We start from the raw sequence: 16,766 nt of genomic DNA, 5'->3' as shown, positions 1-16,766 counted from the left end.
CTTACGCCCGGCGCCGCGTTAACGATGGGCGGGCAGGCCGCTGGAACGAAAGCCGGATTGCAGGCATATTGCACGTCGGGGACGGAGAGCCGCGGCGCCTAGCGTGAACAGGCCGGAGGCCAGGATTCAAATGCGTTTCCAGATGCGTTCATTTTTTATCGCTTTCACCTCACTGATGCTTTTGAGCGCAGGCAGCGCGCAGGCCAAGGTCGAGATCACCGTCGACAAGGACAATCAGCAGATGACCGTCGCGGTCGACGGCGTCGCGCGCTACCACTGGCCGGTGTCGACCGGCATCCCCTCGCGCGAAACGCCTAACGGCGCGTTCCGCGCCTTCCGGATGGAAGAGGATCACTACTCCAAGGAATTCGACGACGCGCCGATGCCGCACGCGATCTTCTTCACCAAGGTCGGCCACGCCATCCATGGCACCGACTCGGTCGGCCGTCTCGGCTCACCGGCGTCCCACGGCTGCGTGCGGCTGTCGCGCCAGAATGCCTCGACACTCTATGCGCTGGTGCAGCAGCAGGGCGTGCTCAACACCACGGTGACGCTGACCGGCTCGGCGCAGGTGGCGCTGGCGCGCAATCCGCGCGGCCGCACTAACAATGCCGTCGCCCGCGCGCCGCAGCAGCCAGCCGAAGAGCAGTACGCGACCACGGGCGATCCTGTGAATCTGACGCCGCCGGCGCAGCCCGCCCGCCGCTACATGCCGCAGGACGACAATTACATCTATCCGGCCGACGGCAGCGACACCGGCGCACGGTATCCGGCACCGCGCGGCACACGCCCGCTCTATGATGCGCAGGTTTACCAGCAGCAGCCGCGTCCCTATTACGACCAAGGCTCCGGCCAGCAGGGCTATTACTATCAACCGCAGCCGCGGCAGGTTTACCAGCCGCGCGGCTATTACTACCAGAACTGACGCGGCCGCAGCTCCGTCACCGTCGTCAGTCGTCAGCGCGAACAACAGGATAGCTATTCGAGGCACCATGCCGTCACGTGCCACGACCATTCTGACTGTGCTCTCAGTTCTGATAACGGGGCGGGTCATGGCCTTTGATATCGAGGCGCATCGCGGCGGGCGAGCGCTGTTGCCGGAAAACACCCTGCCGGCCTTCGCCAACGCGCTCTCGATGGGCGTGGACACGCTGGAGCTCGACGTCGGCGTGACCGCTGACGGCGAAGTCGTCGTCTCGCATGAGCGCGGGCTCAATCCGGATCTCGCGCGCAGTGCTGGCAGGACTTACATTGCTCCGCCCGGCACGCCCTTCGTAAAACTGCGGCTGGACGAGGTCAGGACCTATGACGTCGGCCAGATCCGGCCGGACAGTGCCTATGCGAAACAATTCCCCGACCAGCGCGCCGTGCCGGGGACACGCATTCCCACCCTGAGCGAGCTGTTCGCGCTGGTACGGAAATCCGGCAACTCGCGTGTGCGCCTTAACATCGAGACCAAGATCGATCCGAACCATCCGGACGAAACCCTCGATCCGCAAGCCTTTGTCGCGAAGCTGCTGGGATTGATCGAGGCCGAAATGTTTTCCGATAGGGTCATGATCCAATCCTTCGACTGGAGGACCCTGCAGCTCGTCCAGCAGCAGGCACCGAAGATACCGACGGTGTACCTGACGCTCCAGCGCGGCACAGGCCAGACAGTCGTGCTGGACAAAGCCACCAACTGGACGGCAGGCTTCAGCCCGGCCGAGCACGGCAGCTCGCTGCCACGGACGATCAAGGCGGCGGGCGGCGCAGTCTGGTCGCCCTATTTCGGCGATGTGACCTCCGCGCTGGTCGCGGAAGCCCACGAGCTCGGATTACGCGTCGTGGTGTGGACGGTCAACAAGCGCGAAGACATGGCGCGGATGATGGAGCTCGGCGTCGACGGGATCATTTCCGACAGGCCCGATCTGCTGCGCGAGGTTGCCGGCGAGAAGGGCATTGTGCTGCCGGCGGGGACGCCGATCGCGCCGTAACCGTCGGTCTCGTGTCCGGACGCGGTCAGCATGCAACGCTGCTCCGCAGAGCCGGGACCCAGAGCGCCGCGCCATCAGCCCCGGCTCTGCAGCGCACCGCTGAACTGGACGATGCTTCGCATCGCCAGGGAAGCGCTGCGCTGCGTCCGGGGATGGAGACGGGTGCCGCCCTACTCTCCATTCTTCAAACGCCGGTACAGGGCGCCCAGGATGTTGGAATAGTCGTCGGTCCAGACCCGTACCCTGTCGTCGGCTTCGGTCTGCTCCCAGACCTTGGAGGACGCGAGCCGACCGATGTCGGCCTCCTCGCGCGCGGAGATGACGACGTCGGTCGAGAAGATGTAGTCGCCATCACGCCCGGAATCCTCGTTGAAGACCCAGCTCTTGAGATCGTTGGCGTCCGCGATACCGACCACGACGGTCTCGAGATCGAGATGCCGGTTGGAGACGTGCATCACCACAGCCCCGTGCGGCGCGAGCTTGTCCTTGTAGATCTTCATCGCCTCTTCGGTGGCGAGATGAATCGGGATCGCATCCGACGAATAGGCATCGACGATGATGAGGTCGTAGGCTCCGTCGGGCTCCTTTGCGAAGGTGAGGCGCGCATCGCCGATCACCGGCTTCATGTCCGGCAGACAACTCGAGATGTAGCGGAAATTTTTGGGGTCACGCGCGGCATCCACCATCGACTGGTCGATCTCGAAAAATTTCCAGTCCTCGCCAGGTTCGGCGGCGCAGGCGAGCGTGCCCGATCCGACGCCGATCGCGGCGACCTTGAGCGGCGCGCCCTTGCGCTCGCGGATCGCGCTGACGGCCTGACCGATGCCGCCGTCCTTGTGATAATAGGTGATCGGCTCCGGCCGGCCGGTGACCGGCGTGCCGTCATTGTTGCGGAAGCGCTCGGCGCCGTGGATGGTGGTGCCGTGCATCAGCACGTGGAAATAGCCGCCGGGCGTCACCACGATCTTGTGCACGCCGAAGAAGCTGCGCACCGTCGTGACCCGGCCTTCGTCCGCCGGATAGACGCGGATCAACGCCAGCGCGAGTGCGACGGTGGCGAAGATCTTCCAGCGGCCGGCATTGAGCGCCAGAGCGAGCAGCGCGGCGAGCACGCCGACGGCGCCGGCGACCCAGACGCGGTGATCCTCCAACCAGGTCGGGAGGCCGCCGGTGGTATAGGACGGCGCAACCAGCGCCATCGCGAGCGCGGCAAGCACCAGCCAGTACCATTTGACGACACCTGCGAGACGCTCGTTCGCGGACGGCCGGCACAGCGCGGCAAGCGCGATCAGGATCGGGTATTCGGCGATCCACGAGAAGGTGAAGGGAGCAACGAGGCCAGCAAAGAGACCGCCGACCATGCCGCCGAACGACAGCGCGACATAGAAACCGGTGAGATATCTCGCCGCCGGCCGCGTCCGCGCCAGCTCGCCGTGGCAGGCCATGGCGATGACGAAGAAGCAGAGTTGATGGCCGCCGAGAGTCAGCAGCAAGTTCTGCTCGCCGCCGAAGGCGAGCAGGACGACGACGCCCGCGATCGCGACCGGCTGCAGCATCAGCATCCATTTGTGCGGCAGCAGCGGCCGCGACTGGAACACCACGACCCAGGTGAGCAGATACAGCGACAGCGGCAGCACCCATAGCAACGGCGCCGCGGCGACGTCGGTCGAGATGTGCGCGGTGACCGCGATGAGCAGACCCGAAGGCACCGCGGCCAGGAAGATCCAGCGCAGCCGCGTCACGATATCCGGCGCCGGCGCATTGGCGTCCTCGGTCCGCGCATCGGCCATTGCGAGCTTCGGCGAGCGCAACAGCAACACGCCGCAGGCGGCGATCAGGAGGATCAACAGGCCATAGCCACCGGTCCAGAACCGGTTCTGCGCATGCAGCGTGAACATCGGCTCGAGCAGGAACGGATAGGACAACAGCGCGAGGAAGCTGCCGATGTTGGAGGAAGCGTAGAGGAAGTAGGGATCGTGCCCAGCGGGATGGCCGGTGCGGACGAACCAGGCCTGCAGCAGCGGATTGTTGGCGGCGAGCGCAAAGAACGGCAGGCCGATCGAAACCACGAACAGGCCGAGCAGCCAGAACGCATAGCCCGAAGCGGGCGGCTCGCCATAGGCGGAGGCTATTCCGAGCGGCAGCGTGGCGAAGGCCAGCACCAGCAATACCAGATGCACGGCCACCGGCACGACGCGGCTCCTCGCCTGCATCAACAGATGCGCATAGGCGTAGCCCGCCAGCAGCAGCGACTGGAAGAACACCATCGCCACCGACCACACCGCCGGCGAGCCGCCGAGCCGCGGCAGCACCATCTTCGTGAACAGCGGCTGCACCGAGAATAGCAGCAGCGCGCTGACAAAGATCGCAGCGGTGTAGACCGTCAGCAGCAACCGGTTGCGCGAGGATGACGGCTGCTCCGTGGCGGCAGGTTGCACGATCGAATCCATGGAAGCTCCAGCCTACATTCCCCGGCGGGCGCCGGACGCGCGCAATGGAGCACAAGGCGCCTGAACGGGCAATAAAGGCGCTCGTGATGTTGCAGCGAGGAATGCTTGATATAGAGATGTCGTTCCGGGGCGATGCGAAGCATCGAACCCGGAACCTCGATATTCTCCGGTGCGGAGCCCGCACCATAGTTCGCGCTTCGCGCGCCCCGGAAAGACACCAGGGAATCATGAGCGAAACCGACGTCCTCATCATCGGCGCGGGGCATAACGGCCTCACCTGCGCGGCCTATCTCGCGAGCGCAGGCCTGCGCGTGCGCGTGGTCGAGCGCCGCAAGGTGGTCGGCGGCGCCGCGGTCACGGAGGAGTTTCACCCCGGATTCCGCAATTCGGTCGCGGCCTACACTGTGAGCCTGCTCAATCCGCAAGTGATCCGCGACCTCAAGCTCGCCGAGCAGGGCCTCCGTATCGTCGAACGGCGCGCCCAGAACTTTCTGCCCTCGCCGGATGCCAGCTATCTCCTCACCGGCGAAGGGCGGACGAAGGCATCAGTCGCGCGGCTGAGCGCGCATGACGCAGACGCGCTCGACGGATTTTCGCGCGAGCTGGAGGACATCGCCGACGTGCTGCGGCAGTTCGTGCTCCGCGCGCCGCCGAACCTCGTCGACGGCTTTGGCGCGGCAGCCGTTCGCGAAGGCGTCAACGCCTGGAAGACGGCCAACATCCTGCGCGGTCTCACGCTGGAACAGAGCCGCAGCCTGCTTGATCTCTTCACCCGCTCGGCCGGCGAGATGCTGGACGAGCGCTTCGAGCATGATCTGGTCAAGGCCCTGTTCGGCTTCGACGCCATCGTCGGCAACTATGCCAGCCCCTACGCCGCCGGCTCAGCCTATGTGATGCTGCATCACGCCTTCGGCGAGGTGAACGGCAAGAAGGGGGTCTGGGGTCACGCCATCGGCGGCATGGGCGCGATCGCGCAGGCGATGGCGCGCGCGGCACAGGGCCGCGGGGTCGTGATCGAAACGGATGCCGGCGTCCGCGAGATCATCGTCGAGCGCGACCGCGCCGTCGGCGTCGTGCTGGAGAACGGCACGGCCATCCGCGCCAAATATGTCGCAGCCAATGTCAATCCAAAGCTGCTCTACACGCGGCTGGTCGCGGCCGACGCGCTTCCTGCGGACTTCCTCGGCCGCATCCGGCACTGGAAGAATGGCTCCGGCACCTTCCGCATGAACGTTGCGCTGGACCGCCTGCCCTCCTTCACGGCGCTGCCCGGCGAGGGCGATCATCTCAGCTCCGGCATCATCCTGGCGCCAAGCCTCCGCTACATGGACCGCGCCTGGCTCGATGCGCGGGCGCAGGGCTGGAGCCGGGAACCAGTCGTGGAGATGCTGATCCCCTCGACCCTCGACGACACGTTGGCCCCAGCTGGAAAGCACGTCGCCAGCCTGTTCTGCCAGCACGTCGCACCGGAGCTTCCCGATGGAAAGTCGTGGGACGACCATCGCGACGAGGTCGCCGATCTCATGATCGCGACGGTGGACAAATACGCGCCTGGTTTTGCGGCGAGCGTGCTGGGCCGCCAGATCCTGTCCCCGCTCGATCTCGAACGGCAGTTCGGCCTCCTCGGCGGCGATATCTTCCATGGCGCGCTGACCTTGAACCAGTTGTTCTCGGCGCGGCCGATGCTTGGCCATGCCGATTATCGCGGGCCGTTGAAGGGCCTCTATCATTGCGGCTCCGGCGCCCACCCCGGCGGCGGCGTCACCGGTGCTCCCGGCCATAACGCCGCGCAGGCGATCTTGAGAGATCACAGGTCGCTGTTCGGAAGCCGTGGATAGGTCTGTGGATGAGCTGTGGACTTGCTGTTGAATGGCCTGTGGTCAGACAGAGGATACATGGGCCAGAACGTCGGGACCGAACTTGGGGAAAGCCGGTGGACAATCGCGGGACAAGCGGGTGGACGGCGTCCCGGCAGGCGGCGGACAATTTGCGAAGAGCACTGAGAACGCTCGTCCGAAAACGACCTCGCCCGCCAGGGGTATCCCCTCGCGGGCGATGATCAGGAATAACCTCAAAGAAAAATAGCCCCCGCTGGGAAATGGAGGCGGATATTACTTCAAGGAGCTGCTAATCGAAGTGAACTTGTCGTTCAGGGTGACGCCCAGGCTGTTCACCACGGTGATGATCGCCAGAGCGATACCTGCGGCAATCAGGCCGTACTCGATCGCGGTTGCACCGGACTCGTCCGACCAGAACTTTTGAACCATGCGCTTCAAGACTCGTCTCCGTTTCAATTCCAAGCTGTGTTGGTTGGCTTCGACATCCGCAAAGATACGGGGCGCAACCTACAGCCCGGTTAACCGGGGAACCGCAACTTATGCGGAAAATTGGCGACGAAAGTTCCAAAAATTGAACTCAACGGAACCCTGAATGCAGCCTTCTCCCACCCATCGCGCCAGCTTTTCGATCGGCAGCGAGGCCGACGCCAGGCGCGTCGTCGACGTGCTCACCGAGGTGTTTTTCGACGGCGATGCGGCGGTTGCCGCCTTCGAGCGGCCGGACGGACCATGGGACGTCACGCTCCATTTCGCCGAGGCGCCCGACCAGGCTTGGCTGCGCGAACTCGTTGCAACTTCAGCAGGAAATGCCATCGCCGAGACTATTCTCTTCGACACGGTCGAGGCCAAGGACTGGGTCAAGGCCAGCCTGGAAGATCTCGTCCCGGTCCCGGCCGGGCGCTTCGTCGTGCACGGCAGCCATGACCGCGATCGTGTGGCGCCGAACAAGCTCGCGATCGAGATCGAGGCGGCGCTTGCCTTCGGCACTGGCCACCACGGCACCACCCGTGGCTGTTTACTGCTGCTTGACCATGTCCTTAAGAGTTCCCGTCCGAGGAACCTGCTCGACCTCGGCACCGGAACCGGCGTACTCGGCATCGCGGCCGCCAAGGCCCTGCATCGCGCGGTGCTCGCCTCCGACATCGACCCGCCGTCGGTGCGGGTGGCGGCCGAGAACGCGGTAATGAACGAGGTCGGCAACCAGGTCCGGGTCATCCGCGCGACCGGCTTCGCCGCCCCGGATTTCGGAAAGGCCGGTCCGTTCGACCTGGTGCTGGCCAACATCCTCGCCAACCCGCTCAGGCAATTGGCGGGCCCGATGGCGCGGCATCTCGCGCCCGGCGGACGCGTCATCCTCTCCGGCCTGTTGACACACCAGGCCCCCGCCGTGATCGCCGCTTACCGCGCGCGCGGCCTCGTGCCGTTGAAGCATCTGCGGATCGAGGGGTGGAGCAGCCTGTTGCTGCGGAAGGTGGATTGAGCGAAGCGCCGTAGGGTGGGCAAAGCGCAAGCGTGCCCACCATCTCGCCCTCGAATAGAAGATGGTGGGCACGGCGCTACGCGCCTTTGCCCCACCCTACGGCATCATCGATGCCGCTACTCTGCTGCCTTCTCATCCCGCTGCAGCGCGCGCTCATCCTGCAAGGTACGCTTCGCGCGGCGCTCGGCGATACGGTCGATCATCTGGCGCATGACGCCGCGCGGCTTCTTCGGAGCCGCCGCAGTCGGGGTGCGATGCACCGGCGGCGTAATCTTCTCAAACGTGAATGCTGGCATCGTGTGTCCCCTCGCCGTTGAGATGAACCACCTGCTCGAATTTCCCTGTCATCCGGACGAAGCGCAACTGCCGCATCCTTTACTCCACTCAATTCGAATGGAACCATTCAAGCACAGTCCATGCCAGATGCGACGCGAATGCGTCCAGATTGCGGACTCGTCCCCATGATCCTAAAGTGATCCACCATGTTCGAAGCACACTTCCAGACATTCGAGGAGCCGGAGGCCGGCGTCGCATTGACGGCACGGCTCGTCGCACTTCGCGAAGAACTCGCCCGCCGCAAGCTGACCGGCTTCGTGATCCCGCGCGCCGATCAGCAGCAGAACGAATATGTGCCGCCGTCGGAAGAGCGGCTGGCCTGGCTGACCGGTTTCACGGGCTCGGCGGGCCTCGCGGTGGCGCTGACCCAGGAGGCCGCATTGTTCGTCGACGGCCGCTACACGCTTCAGGCCGCCAAGCAGGTCGACGCAAAGGCCTGGGCCGTGGAATCGCTGATCGACCCGGCGCCGGAGAGCTGGGTGTCCGCGCATCTGAAAGCCGGTGACCGCCTCGGATTTGATCCGTGGCTGCACACTTTTGCGGCAGCCGAGCGCCTGTCCGCCGCATGCGCCAGGGCCGGCGCCGAGCTCGTCGCGGTCGACAGCAATCCAATCGACGCAATCTGGCAGGACCGCCCGCAGCCACCACTCGCCCCCGTCGCCGTGCACAGCCTGCAGAATGCCGGCGTCACTGAAGCCGAGAAGCTGACGCAGATCCGAAACGAGATCGGCAAGCTCGGCGCCGACGCATTGGTGCTGTCGGACAGCCACGCGGTGGCCTGGACCTTCAACATCCGCGGGGCCGACGTCGCCCACACCCCGCTGCCGCTGTCCTATGCGCTGGTGCCGAAGGACGGCCGTCCAACCATCTTCATCGACCACCGAAAACTCTCCAACCTGACGCGCGACCATCTCGAGCAGTCCGCCGACGTGCGCGAGCCCGATGCGATGGCGCCGACGCTGATGGCGCTCGCCAAGAGCGGCGGATCGATTGCGCTCGACAGCGCCACCGCGGCCGACGCACTCAGCCGGCTGATCGCGGGGGCCGGCGGCAAGCCGGTGCGCGGTAGCGATCCGATTGCACTGCTCAAGGCGATCAAGAACGCCACCGAGATCAAAGGCACGCAGACGGCGCATCGGCGCGACGCCGTGGCGCTGGCGCGCTTCCTCGCCTTCATCGACCGCGAGGCCGCAAGCGGCAAGCTCACGGAGATCGACGCGGTCGAGGCGCTGGAGACGTTCCGCCGCGACACCGGCGCGTTGAAGGACGTCTCGTTCCCGACCATCTCCGGCACCGGCCCGAACGGCGCCATCGTGCACTACCGCGTCACCCGCAAGAGCAATCGGCGGATCGCACCCGGCGACCTGCTGCTGATCGATTCCGGCGCGCAGTACGAAGACGGCACCACCGACGTCACGCGCACCATGGCGGTGGGCGAACCCACCGCTGAGATGCGCGACCGCTTCACCCGCGTGCTGCGCGGCCATATCGCGATCGCGCGCGCCGTCTTTCCGGACGGCACCACGGGCGCGCAGCTCGATACGCTGGCGCGGCAATATCTCTGGGCCGCCGGCGTCGATTTCGAGCACGGCACCGGTCACGGCGTCGGCAGCTATCTCTCGGTGCACGAAGGGCCGGCGCGGATCTCGAAGCTCGGTACCACGCCGCTGAAGCGCGGCATGATCCTCTCCAACGAGCCCGGCTATTACAAGACCGACGGTTTCGGCATCCGCATCGAGAACCTGGAGCTGGTGGTGGCCGCCGACATCAAGGGCGCCGAGAAGCCGATGAACGCGTTCGAGACGCTGACGCTAGCGCCGATCGACCGCCGCCTCATCGATGTCGCGATGCTGAGCCGCGACGAACTCGGCTGGCTCAATGCCTACCACGCGCGCGTCCGGACCGAGGTGCGGCCCGCGCTGGACGAGGCGACGCAGGCCTGGCTCGATCAGGCGACGGCGGAGCTGAAGGCGTAGGGTCACCCTGCCGCAGCGCGCATGGCGCTACGCCGTATGCGCAACGCTGTTTCCCGACACGGAGGCTAAAGCGAATATCGCGCCTCCAGCATAACCATCCCGGAATCCGTATAGCCGCATTCCGAAACGCCGATATCCGTCTTGCGCGGGCGCGCTACAGTCGATTCGAACTCGAAAGACGGACACAATGCACGGCATGATCAGCAAGCCGCCGGGAGCGGCGGCGAACCTCGCGACGTCGCGCCTGGTGCTGCTGTTGCTGGTCGTGATGACCGGGATCGCGCCGATCTCGCTCTACATCCTGGTTCCGGCACTGCCGGTGCTGGCGACGAATTTCGGCAGCGACATCTCGATCGCGCAGATGACGGTGTCGCTCTACATGGTCGGCATCGCGCTGTCGCAGCTGATCATGGGACCGCTGTCGGACCGATTCGGACGGCGTCCGGTGCTGCTCGGAGGGCTGGCGCTGATGGTCGTGGCCAGCGTCGCGTGCATCTTCGCCGAGACCTTGCCGCAATTGATCGCCGCACGCTTTTTCCAGGCGCTCGGCGGCGCCTCCGGCATGGTGATCAGCCGTGCCATCATCCGCGACATCTACGAGCGCGACCGCGTCGCCTCAATGATCAGCCTCGTGGTCGCGGCGCTGATGATCGGGCAGATGGTTTCCCCGCTCACCGGCGGCCTGATCGAGACCGCGTTCGGCTGGCGCGCGATCTTCTACGCCATCACCATCGCCGCGATCATTGTCGCCGTCGGCATCGCGGTGGCGCTGCCCGAAACGCGGCGCAGTCGCGCCGCCGGCAGCGGCTTCCGTGGCGACGTCGGCATCCTGATCCGCAACCGCGCCTTCGTCGGCTATGTGATGTGCCAGGTGCTGGCCTCGCAGATCATCTTCACCTTCGCAGGCGGCGGCCCCTACATCGTGGTGACGCAGATGGGCCGCAGCAGCGCCGAATACGGCGCCTGGTTCGCGACCTCGGGCTTTGCATTTCTCGTCGGAAACCTGCTCTGCGTACGCTTTGCGCCGCGGCATTCGCTGGAAAAACTGATCTGGTTCGGGCTCGCCCTCCAACTCGCCGGCAGCCTTGCGAACCTGCTGTGGAGTATCATCGGCTGGAACGAGGCCCCGGCCTGGCTGTTCGGCACGCAGATGATCGTGATGGCCGGCAATGCCTTCGTGATGGCGAATTCGGCCGCCGGCGCCATCAGCATCCGCCCCGAGGCCGCCGGCACCGCCTCCGGCACGATGGGCTTCCTCCAACAGGGCATCGGCGCGCTGATGTCGCAATTCGGCGCCTATCTCGGCGGCCACTCCGCAACGACGCTGCCGCTCACCGGCGCAGTCCTCGCGATCTCGCTGCTCTGTGCCTGCGTGATGATCTTCGTCGTCCCCCGCCGCGAAGTGGTGGTGAGCGAGGCACTGATCGAGCAGGCGGAAGAGGAAGAGAGCGGGATGATGTGAGGGAGGCAGTCCCTCTCCCCGTCATTGCGAGCGCAGCGAAGCAATCCAGACTGTCGCCACGGAAAGATTCTGAGTTGCTTCGCTGCGCTCGCAATAGCGAAGAGAGGGCTCACTCCCCGATCAACTTCAGCCACTCATCTTCGGTCAGCACGGCGACGCCGAGCTCGCGTGCTTTGGCAAGCTTGGAACCAGCCTCCTCGCCTGCAACCACATAGTTGGTCTTCTTGGAAACCGATCCGGCGACCTTGGCGCCGAGGCGCTCAGCCATTGCCTTGGCTTCATCGCGGGTGAACTTGGTCAGCGAGCCCGTGAATACGACCGTCTTGTCAGAAACTGGCGAGCTCTTGCGCGGCTGCTCAGCCGGCTTCACCTTGATCTCACCTAGCAATTCGCCGAGCGCCTTGACGTTGCGCGGCTCGGCGAAGAACTCGACCACCGCGTCGGCCACGATCTCGCCGACCCCGCCGATGTTGTTGAGGTCCTGATAGGCCTCCGTGGTGTTTTCTTCCTCGCCGAGGCCGTTCGCGGCAGCAAGCATCGCGTCGCGAAAACTCTCGATCGTGCCGTAGTGCCGGGCCAGCAGCTTGGCATTGCCCTCGCCGACATGGCGAATTCCCAATGCAAAGATCAGCCGATGCAGCTCGACATTGCGTCTGGCGTCGATCGCGTCGAATAGGTTACGTACCGATGTCTCGCCGTAACCTTCCCGCTCCATCAACTTCTTCACCGACCGCTTGTCGCGCTCCCGGAGGGTGAAGATGTCGACCGGCGACATTACGATGCCGTCCTCGTAAAACTCCTGGATCTGCTTCTCGCCGAGCCCGTCAATATCGAACGCGAGGCGCGAGACGAAATGTTTGAGGCGTTCCACCGCCTGCGCCGGACAGATCAGCGCTCCGGTGCACCGTCGCACCGCCCCGCCCTCTTCGCGGACAGCATGACTGCCACAGACCGGACAGGTCTCGGGAAACTTGTAGGGCTTGGCGCTCTTCGGCCGCTTGTCCATGACAACGCCGACGACCTGAGGAATGACGTCGCCGGCGCGCTGGACGACGACGGTATCATCGACTCGAAGATCGACGCCGTCACGAATGGGGGCACCGTCATTGCCGATACCCTTGATGTAGTCCTCATTGTGCAGAGTCGCATTCGAAACCACGACGCCGCCGACCGTCACCGGTTCGAGTCGTGCGACCGGCGTCATCGCACCGGTTCGGCCCACTTGGATATCGATGCCTTTGAGGAGCGTGGTTGCTTGCTCCGCCGCGAATTTATGGGCGATCGCCCAGCGCGGACTGCGCGAGACGAAACCAAGCCGGTCCTGCCAGTCCAGTCGGTCGATCTTGTAGACCACGCCGTCGATATCGTAGCCGAGCGAGGCTCGGTCCTCGCCAATCTCATTGTAAAACTCCAGGACCTCGTCGAGGCTCTTGCATAACCGCGTTCGCGGATTAACAACGAAACCTGCCTTGTGCATCCACTCCAGCATGCCATGCTGCGTCTCGGCCGGACGCTCGCTCATCTCGCCCCAGGTGTAGGCGAAGAACTTCAGCGGGCGGGAGGCTGTGACCGAAACATCCTTCTGGCGCAAAGAACCTGCCGCTGAATTTCGCGGATTGGCAAAGACCGCATCGTCCGCGGCGGCCTGTTTCTTATTCAGCTCGAGAAAATCCTTCTTGAGCATGTAGACCTCGCCGCGCATTTCACAGGCCGCGGGAATGTGCCGGCCCTTCAGCGTGTGCGGAACGTCCTTGATGGTACGGACATTGGCGGTGACGTCCTCTCCGGTAAATCCATCGCCGCGGGTCGCGGCGCGAATCAGTTCGCCATTTTCGTAACGTAGCGACAGTGACAGACCGTCAATCTTGGGCTCGGCAACCAGTGCCGGAATGTGATCGTCACCGAGCTTGAGGAAACGCCGGATGCGCTCGACGAATTCAGTCACATCCTCGTCGCTGAAGGCATTGCCAAGCGAGAGCATGGGCACGACATGCTGCACCTTCGCAAAGCGTCCCGAGGGCTTGGCTCCAACGATCCTTATTCGATCAAAATATTCCTTCCATCGCTTCTGTTGCTTCCATGTACTGATAAGCAGCTTCTCTAGGACATCGTAATCTGCGTCCGGTATGATCGGCTTGTCCAAGTTATAGTAGGCGTGCTTCGCCCTCTCGATCTCCTCAGCGTAAGCCCGCAGCATCATCGAAGTTTCTTTTTCGAAAGCTTTTGGCAGACTTATGAGTGTCTTCCGTTTCTCGTCTGCGTCCAAATCATGCAGTCTTTGATGAAAGGCAAAGACTTCATGTAAGTGCTCGTCTTCAAAAGAATTGAGAATGGCGACCAATTGAGCTTTTCGAAGATGCGGATCAACGAGGAGCCAATCATCGGCAATGTAATTTAGCGCAACGGCTTTATTATAGTTGCTTCGCTTTTGTGCCATGGGTGCCGTGCTAACTTGCCGCCTTGAGCAGCCGGTCCGCCGCCGCTCTCGCCTCCGCCGTGATCTCGGCGCCGGCCAGCATGCGGGCGATTTCCTCGCGGCGGTGGTCGGCGGCCAGCGCATTGACGCGGGTGGCGACGCGTTTGCCCTTGTCGAGGGCGTCCTTGGAGATCAGGAGGTGCTGGTCGGCGCGGGCGGCGACCTGCGGGGCGTGGGTCACGGCCATCACCTGCACCTTGCCGGCAAGCCGCGCCAGGCGCCCACCGATGGCGTCGGCGACCGCACCGCCCACGCCGGTGTCGATTTCGTCGAACACCAGCGTCGGCGCCGAGCCGCGGTCGGACAGCACGACCTTGAGCGCCAGCAGGAAGCGCGACAGCTCGCCGCCCGAGGCAACCTTCATCATCGGTCCCGGCTTGGTGCCCGGATTGGTCTGCACCCAGAACTCGACGCGGTCGAAGCCTTGCGGTCCCGGAGCTGCCTCATCGGTCGCGACCTGGGTCATGAACTTTGCGCGTTCGAGCTTGAGCGGCGCCAGCTCGGCGTTGACCGCCTTGTTGAGCTTTTCCGCCGATTTCTGCCGCACCAGCGACAGTTTCTTGGCGGCGGCGGCATAGCGGCTATCTGCCTCGATCGCGGCCTGCTCCAGCTTTTTCAGCCGCGAGGCGCCGGCATCGATCAGCACGACGTCGGCGGCATATTTGGCGGCCAGCGCGGCGAGCCCGTCGACCGGCGTCGAATATTTGCGCGAGGCGGCCCTCAGCGCGAACAGGCGCTCCTCGATACGTTCGAGCTCGGCCGGATCGAAATCGGTCGCCGCGAGTGCCGCCTGCAGATGCTGGTCGGCTTCCTCCAGCGCGTTGATCGCCATGTCGATCGCCTTCACGGCGGGCTCGACCAGCGCCGGCGAATTGACGCCGCGGCGTTCCAGTCGGCGTACCGCCGCCGACAGCGTCGAGACCGGCGAATGGTGGCCACCGACAGCCTCCTGCGCCTCGCGCAAATCGGAGGCGATCTTCTCGCCCTGCATCATGGTGGTGCGGCGGTTGGCGAGCGAGGTCTCCTCGCCGTCCTTGGGCGCGAGCTGCTTCAGCTCGGCGGAGGCGTGGCGTAGATAGTCGGCCTCGCGCGCGGCGCGCTCCATGCCGGCGCGATGCTCCTCCAGCGCGGTATTGGCAGTCCGGCGTGCGTCCCAGAGCGATTCGACCGCGGCAACGTCCTTCTCCAGGCCGGCGAACGCGTCGAGCAGGCGGCGGTGGGTGGCGGCGTCGACCAGCGCGCGCTCGTCATGCTGGCCGTGGATCTCGACCAGGGCGGCGCCGACCGCCTTCAGGGTCTGCACGCTGATCGACTGGTCGTTGATGAAGGCCCGGGTGCGGCCGTCGGCGAGCTGCACGCGGCGCAAGATCATCTCGCCGGTGTCATCCAGGCCGTTCTCGGCAAGGATCTTCGTCGCGGGGTGATTCTTGGGGACATCGAATACGGCGGTCACCTGCCCCTGCTCCACGCCGTGGCGCACGAGGCCGGCGTCGCCGCGGCCGCCGAGTGCGAGCGCAAAGGCATCGAGCAGGATGGATTTGCCCGCACCGGTTTCGCCGGTCAAAACCGCGAGGCCGGTGGCGAATTCGATATCGAGCCGTTCGATCAGGACGATGTCACGGATCGACAGACGCGCCAGCATGGAACCAAATTTCCTAGCCGAGACCCATCTTCTTGAAGGTCCGGCTGATCCAAGACCCCTGATTCTCGCTCGGTTCGAGACCGCCGGATTTTACAAGATTATAGGCGTCCTTGTACCAGCGGCTGTCAGGAAAATTGTGCCCAAGCACGGCCGCCGCGGTCTGCGCCTCCCCGACGATGCCGATCGCCATATAGGCCTCGGTCAGCCGGAACAGCGCTTCCTCGACATGGCGGGTGGTCTGGTACTGCGTGACGACGGTCTTGTAGCGGTTGATCGCCGCCGTGTAGTCGCGCTTCTGCGCGTAATAGCGGCCGACATTCATTTCCTTGCCGGCAAGCTGGTCGCGCGCACCCTCGATCTTGGCCTTGGCGGACGTGGCGTATTCCGAGTTCGGATATTTGCGCACCACCTCTTCGAGGGCGGCGATCGCCTTCTCGGTGCGGGCCTGGTCGCGGCTGATGTCCGGAATCTGGTCGTAATGGGAAGCGGCGATCAGATATTGCGCATAGGCCGCATCCGGGCTGCCGGGATGCAGTGTGACATAGCGGGTGGCGGCGCCGATGCAGCCGTCGAAGTCGCCGCCCTGGTAGGACGCATAAGCCGACATCAGCAGCGATTTGCGGGCCCAGTCGGAATAAGGATGCTGGCGGTCGACCTCTTCGAACTTCTTGTTCGCCGCCTTCATGTCCTTCTTCTCGTTCATGAGGTACAGGCCCTCATTGTAGATCTTGTCGGCGGGCTCCTCGACGAAGGTGTCGTCCTTGGCGGTGAACTTGTCCCAGAGCGAGCCGGTGCCGCAGCCGGCCAGCGGCAGCGCGAGCAACATGAAGGTCACGGCCTGCAGCAGCCCACGGGCCCGCGACGAGACCGAGAAATATCCGCGCGTCGTACGCTGTGCCGACATGAGTTTAAGCCCTGACGCCCTGTGATGCGGTGCCGCCAGCCCATGAACCCCGTCATGGGCGCGAAATGTAACCGTGGTGCCTGCCATGCGACCACGCCGATGTATCCGAAAAGCGATCTTTAACCAACCGGATAGGCAGGCATTCCGCCCGGATTAAGGCGAACGTGCCGCAATCCTAGCCGATCATGGTTACCAGGAGTTTCCCGGGGTAAGCCGCTGCCTGAGG

General features: G+C 64.5%; 12 protein-coding genes. 6 read left to right on the top strand and 6 right to left on the bottom strand.

What is annotated here, in order from left to right:
• The first annotated feature begins 130 nt into the window (after window positions 1-130).
• Together CIT37_RS11320 and CIT37_RS11315 are read left to right on the top strand one after the other, a co-directional pair.
• Window positions 131-925, top strand: coding sequence for a L,D-transpeptidase (locus tag CIT37_RS11320; protein WP_173015782.1), 795 nt, complete (start codon window positions 131-133; stop codon window positions 923-925).
• Between the two features lie 67 nt (window positions 926-992).
• Window positions 993-1,976: a glycerophosphodiester phosphodiesterase gene (locus tag CIT37_RS11315; protein WP_095426079.1), complete on the top strand. Its 984-nt coding sequence runs from the start codon at window positions 993-995 to the stop codon at window positions 1,974-1,976.
• 170 nt (window positions 1,977-2,146) lie between these two features.
• On the opposite strand, the gene CIT37_RS11310 is transcribed toward CIT37_RS11315, so the two are convergent.
• Window positions 2,147-4,426 carry a spermidine synthase gene (locus CIT37_RS11310; RefSeq protein ID WP_095426078.1) on the bottom strand — a complete coding sequence of 760 codons (2,280 nt, stop codon included), beginning with the start codon at window positions 4,424-4,426 and terminating at the stop codon, window positions 2,147-2,149.
• Between the two features lie 227 nt (window positions 4,427-4,653).
• Between CIT37_RS11310 and CIT37_RS11305 the strand changes: the two genes are divergently transcribed.
• Complete coding sequence (locus CIT37_RS11305; protein WP_095426077.1) at window positions 4,654-6,264, top strand: phytoene desaturase family protein; 1,611 nt, start codon at window positions 4,654-4,656, stop codon at window positions 6,262-6,264.
• Between the two features lie 273 nt (window positions 6,265-6,537).
• Here the strand turns inward: CIT37_RS11305 and CIT37_RS11300 are convergent, their stop codons facing one another.
• Entirely contained in the window at window positions 6,538-6,693 is a 156-nt protein-coding gene (locus CIT37_RS11300; protein WP_018322539.1) for a Flp family type IVb pilin, read from the bottom strand.
• 163 nt (window positions 6,694-6,856) lie between these two features.
• On the opposite strand from CIT37_RS11300, the gene CIT37_RS11295 reads away from it, so the two are divergent.
• Window positions 6,857-7,744, top strand: coding sequence for a 50S ribosomal protein L11 methyltransferase (locus tag CIT37_RS11295; RefSeq protein WP_095426076.1), 888 nt, complete (start codon window positions 6,857-6,859; stop codon window positions 7,742-7,744).
• Window positions 7,745-7,860: 116 nt separating this feature from the next.
• Here the strand turns inward: CIT37_RS11295 and CIT37_RS11290 are convergent, their stop codons facing one another.
• On the bottom strand, window positions 7,861-8,040 hold the full coding sequence (locus tag CIT37_RS11290; protein WP_095426075.1) for a hypothetical protein: 180 nt from the start codon (window positions 8,038-8,040) through the stop codon (window positions 7,861-7,863).
• Between the two features lie 186 nt (window positions 8,041-8,226).
• On the opposite strand from CIT37_RS11290, the gene CIT37_RS11285 reads away from it, so the two are divergent.
• Window positions 8,227-10,056: an aminopeptidase P family protein gene (locus tag CIT37_RS11285; RefSeq protein WP_095426074.1), complete on the top strand. Its 1,830-nt coding sequence runs from the start codon at window positions 8,227-8,229 to the stop codon at window positions 10,054-10,056.
• A 187-nt stretch (window positions 10,057-10,243) separates the two neighbouring features.
• Entirely contained in the window at window positions 10,244-11,518 is a 1,275-nt protein-coding gene (locus CIT37_RS11280) for a multidrug effflux MFS transporter (protein WP_095426073.1), read from the top strand.
• 109 nt (window positions 11,519-11,627) lie between these two features.
• Here the strand turns inward: CIT37_RS11280 and ligA are convergent, their stop codons facing one another.
• The 3 genes from ligA to CIT37_RS11265 form a co-directional block, all read right to left on the bottom strand.
• Window positions 11,628-13,718: an NAD-dependent DNA ligase LigA gene (gene ligA, locus CIT37_RS11275; protein ID WP_244611397.1), complete on the bottom strand. Its 2,091-nt coding sequence runs from the start codon at window positions 13,716-13,718 to the stop codon at window positions 11,628-11,630.
• Between the two features lie 247 nt (window positions 13,719-13,965).
• Window positions 13,966-15,636, bottom strand: a complete 1,671-nt coding sequence (gene recN / locus CIT37_RS11270) for a DNA repair protein RecN (protein WP_095426071.1) — start codon at window positions 15,634-15,636, stop codon at window positions 13,966-13,968.
• A 13-nt stretch (window positions 15,637-15,649) separates the two neighbouring features.
• A complete protein-coding gene (locus CIT37_RS11265; protein WP_028145523.1) occupies window positions 15,650-16,540 on the bottom strand; it encodes an outer membrane protein assembly factor BamD in 891 nt (296 codons plus the stop codon).
• Between the last annotated feature and the right edge of the window lie 226 nt (window positions 16,541-16,766).

Origin of the sequence: Bradyrhizobium ottawaense (genome assembly GCF_002278135.3) — a bacterium.
GTDB lineage: Bacteria > Pseudomonadota > Alphaproteobacteria > Rhizobiales > Xanthobacteraceae > Bradyrhizobium > Bradyrhizobium ottawaense.
This window is presented reverse-complemented; position numbering and strand designations above follow the sequence as displayed.

Bases quoted from the DNA above. Each gene is read 5' to 3' on its own strand.
- CIT37_RS11320 (WP_173015782.1), top strand. From the start codon at position 131: ATGCGTTTCCAGATGCGTTCATTTTTTATCGCTTTCACCTCACTGATG.
- CIT37_RS11295 (WP_095426076.1), top strand. From the start codon at position 6,857: ATGCAGCCTTCTCCCACCCATCGCGCCAGCTTTTCGATCGGCAGCGAG.
- recN (WP_095426071.1), bottom strand. From the start codon at position 15,636: ATGCTGGCGCGTCTGTCGATCCGTGACATCGTCCTGATCGAACGGCTC.
- CIT37_RS11280 (WP_095426073.1), top strand. From the start codon at position 10,244: ATGCACGGCATGATCAGCAAGCCGCCGGGAGCGGCGGCGAACCTCGCG.
- CIT37_RS11285 (WP_095426074.1), top strand. From the start codon at position 8,227: ATGTTCGAAGCACACTTCCAGACATTCGAGGAGCCGGAGGCCGGCGTC.
- CIT37_RS11315 (WP_095426079.1), top strand. From the start codon at position 993: ATGCCGTCACGTGCCACGACCATTCTGACTGTGCTCTCAGTTCTGATA.
- CIT37_RS11290 (WP_095426075.1), bottom strand. From the start codon at position 8,040: ATGCCAGCATTCACGTTTGAGAAGATTACGCCGCCGGTGCATCGCACC.
- CIT37_RS11300 (WP_018322539.1), bottom strand. From the start codon at position 6,693: ATGGTTCAAAAGTTCTGGTCGGACGAGTCCGGTGCAACCGCGATCGAG.
- CIT37_RS11265 (WP_028145523.1), bottom strand. From the start codon at position 16,540: ATGTCGGCACAGCGTACGACGCGCGGATATTTCTCGGTCTCGTCGCGG.
- CIT37_RS11305 (WP_095426077.1), top strand. From the start codon at position 4,654: ATGAGCGAAACCGACGTCCTCATCATCGGCGCGGGGCATAACGGCCTC.
- ligA (WP_244611397.1), bottom strand. From the start codon at position 13,718: ATGATGCTGCGGGCTTACGCTGAGGAGATCGAGAGGGCGAAGCACGCC.
- CIT37_RS11310 (WP_095426078.1), bottom strand. From the start codon at position 4,426: ATGGATTCGATCGTGCAACCTGCCGCCACGGAGCAGCCGTCATCCTCG.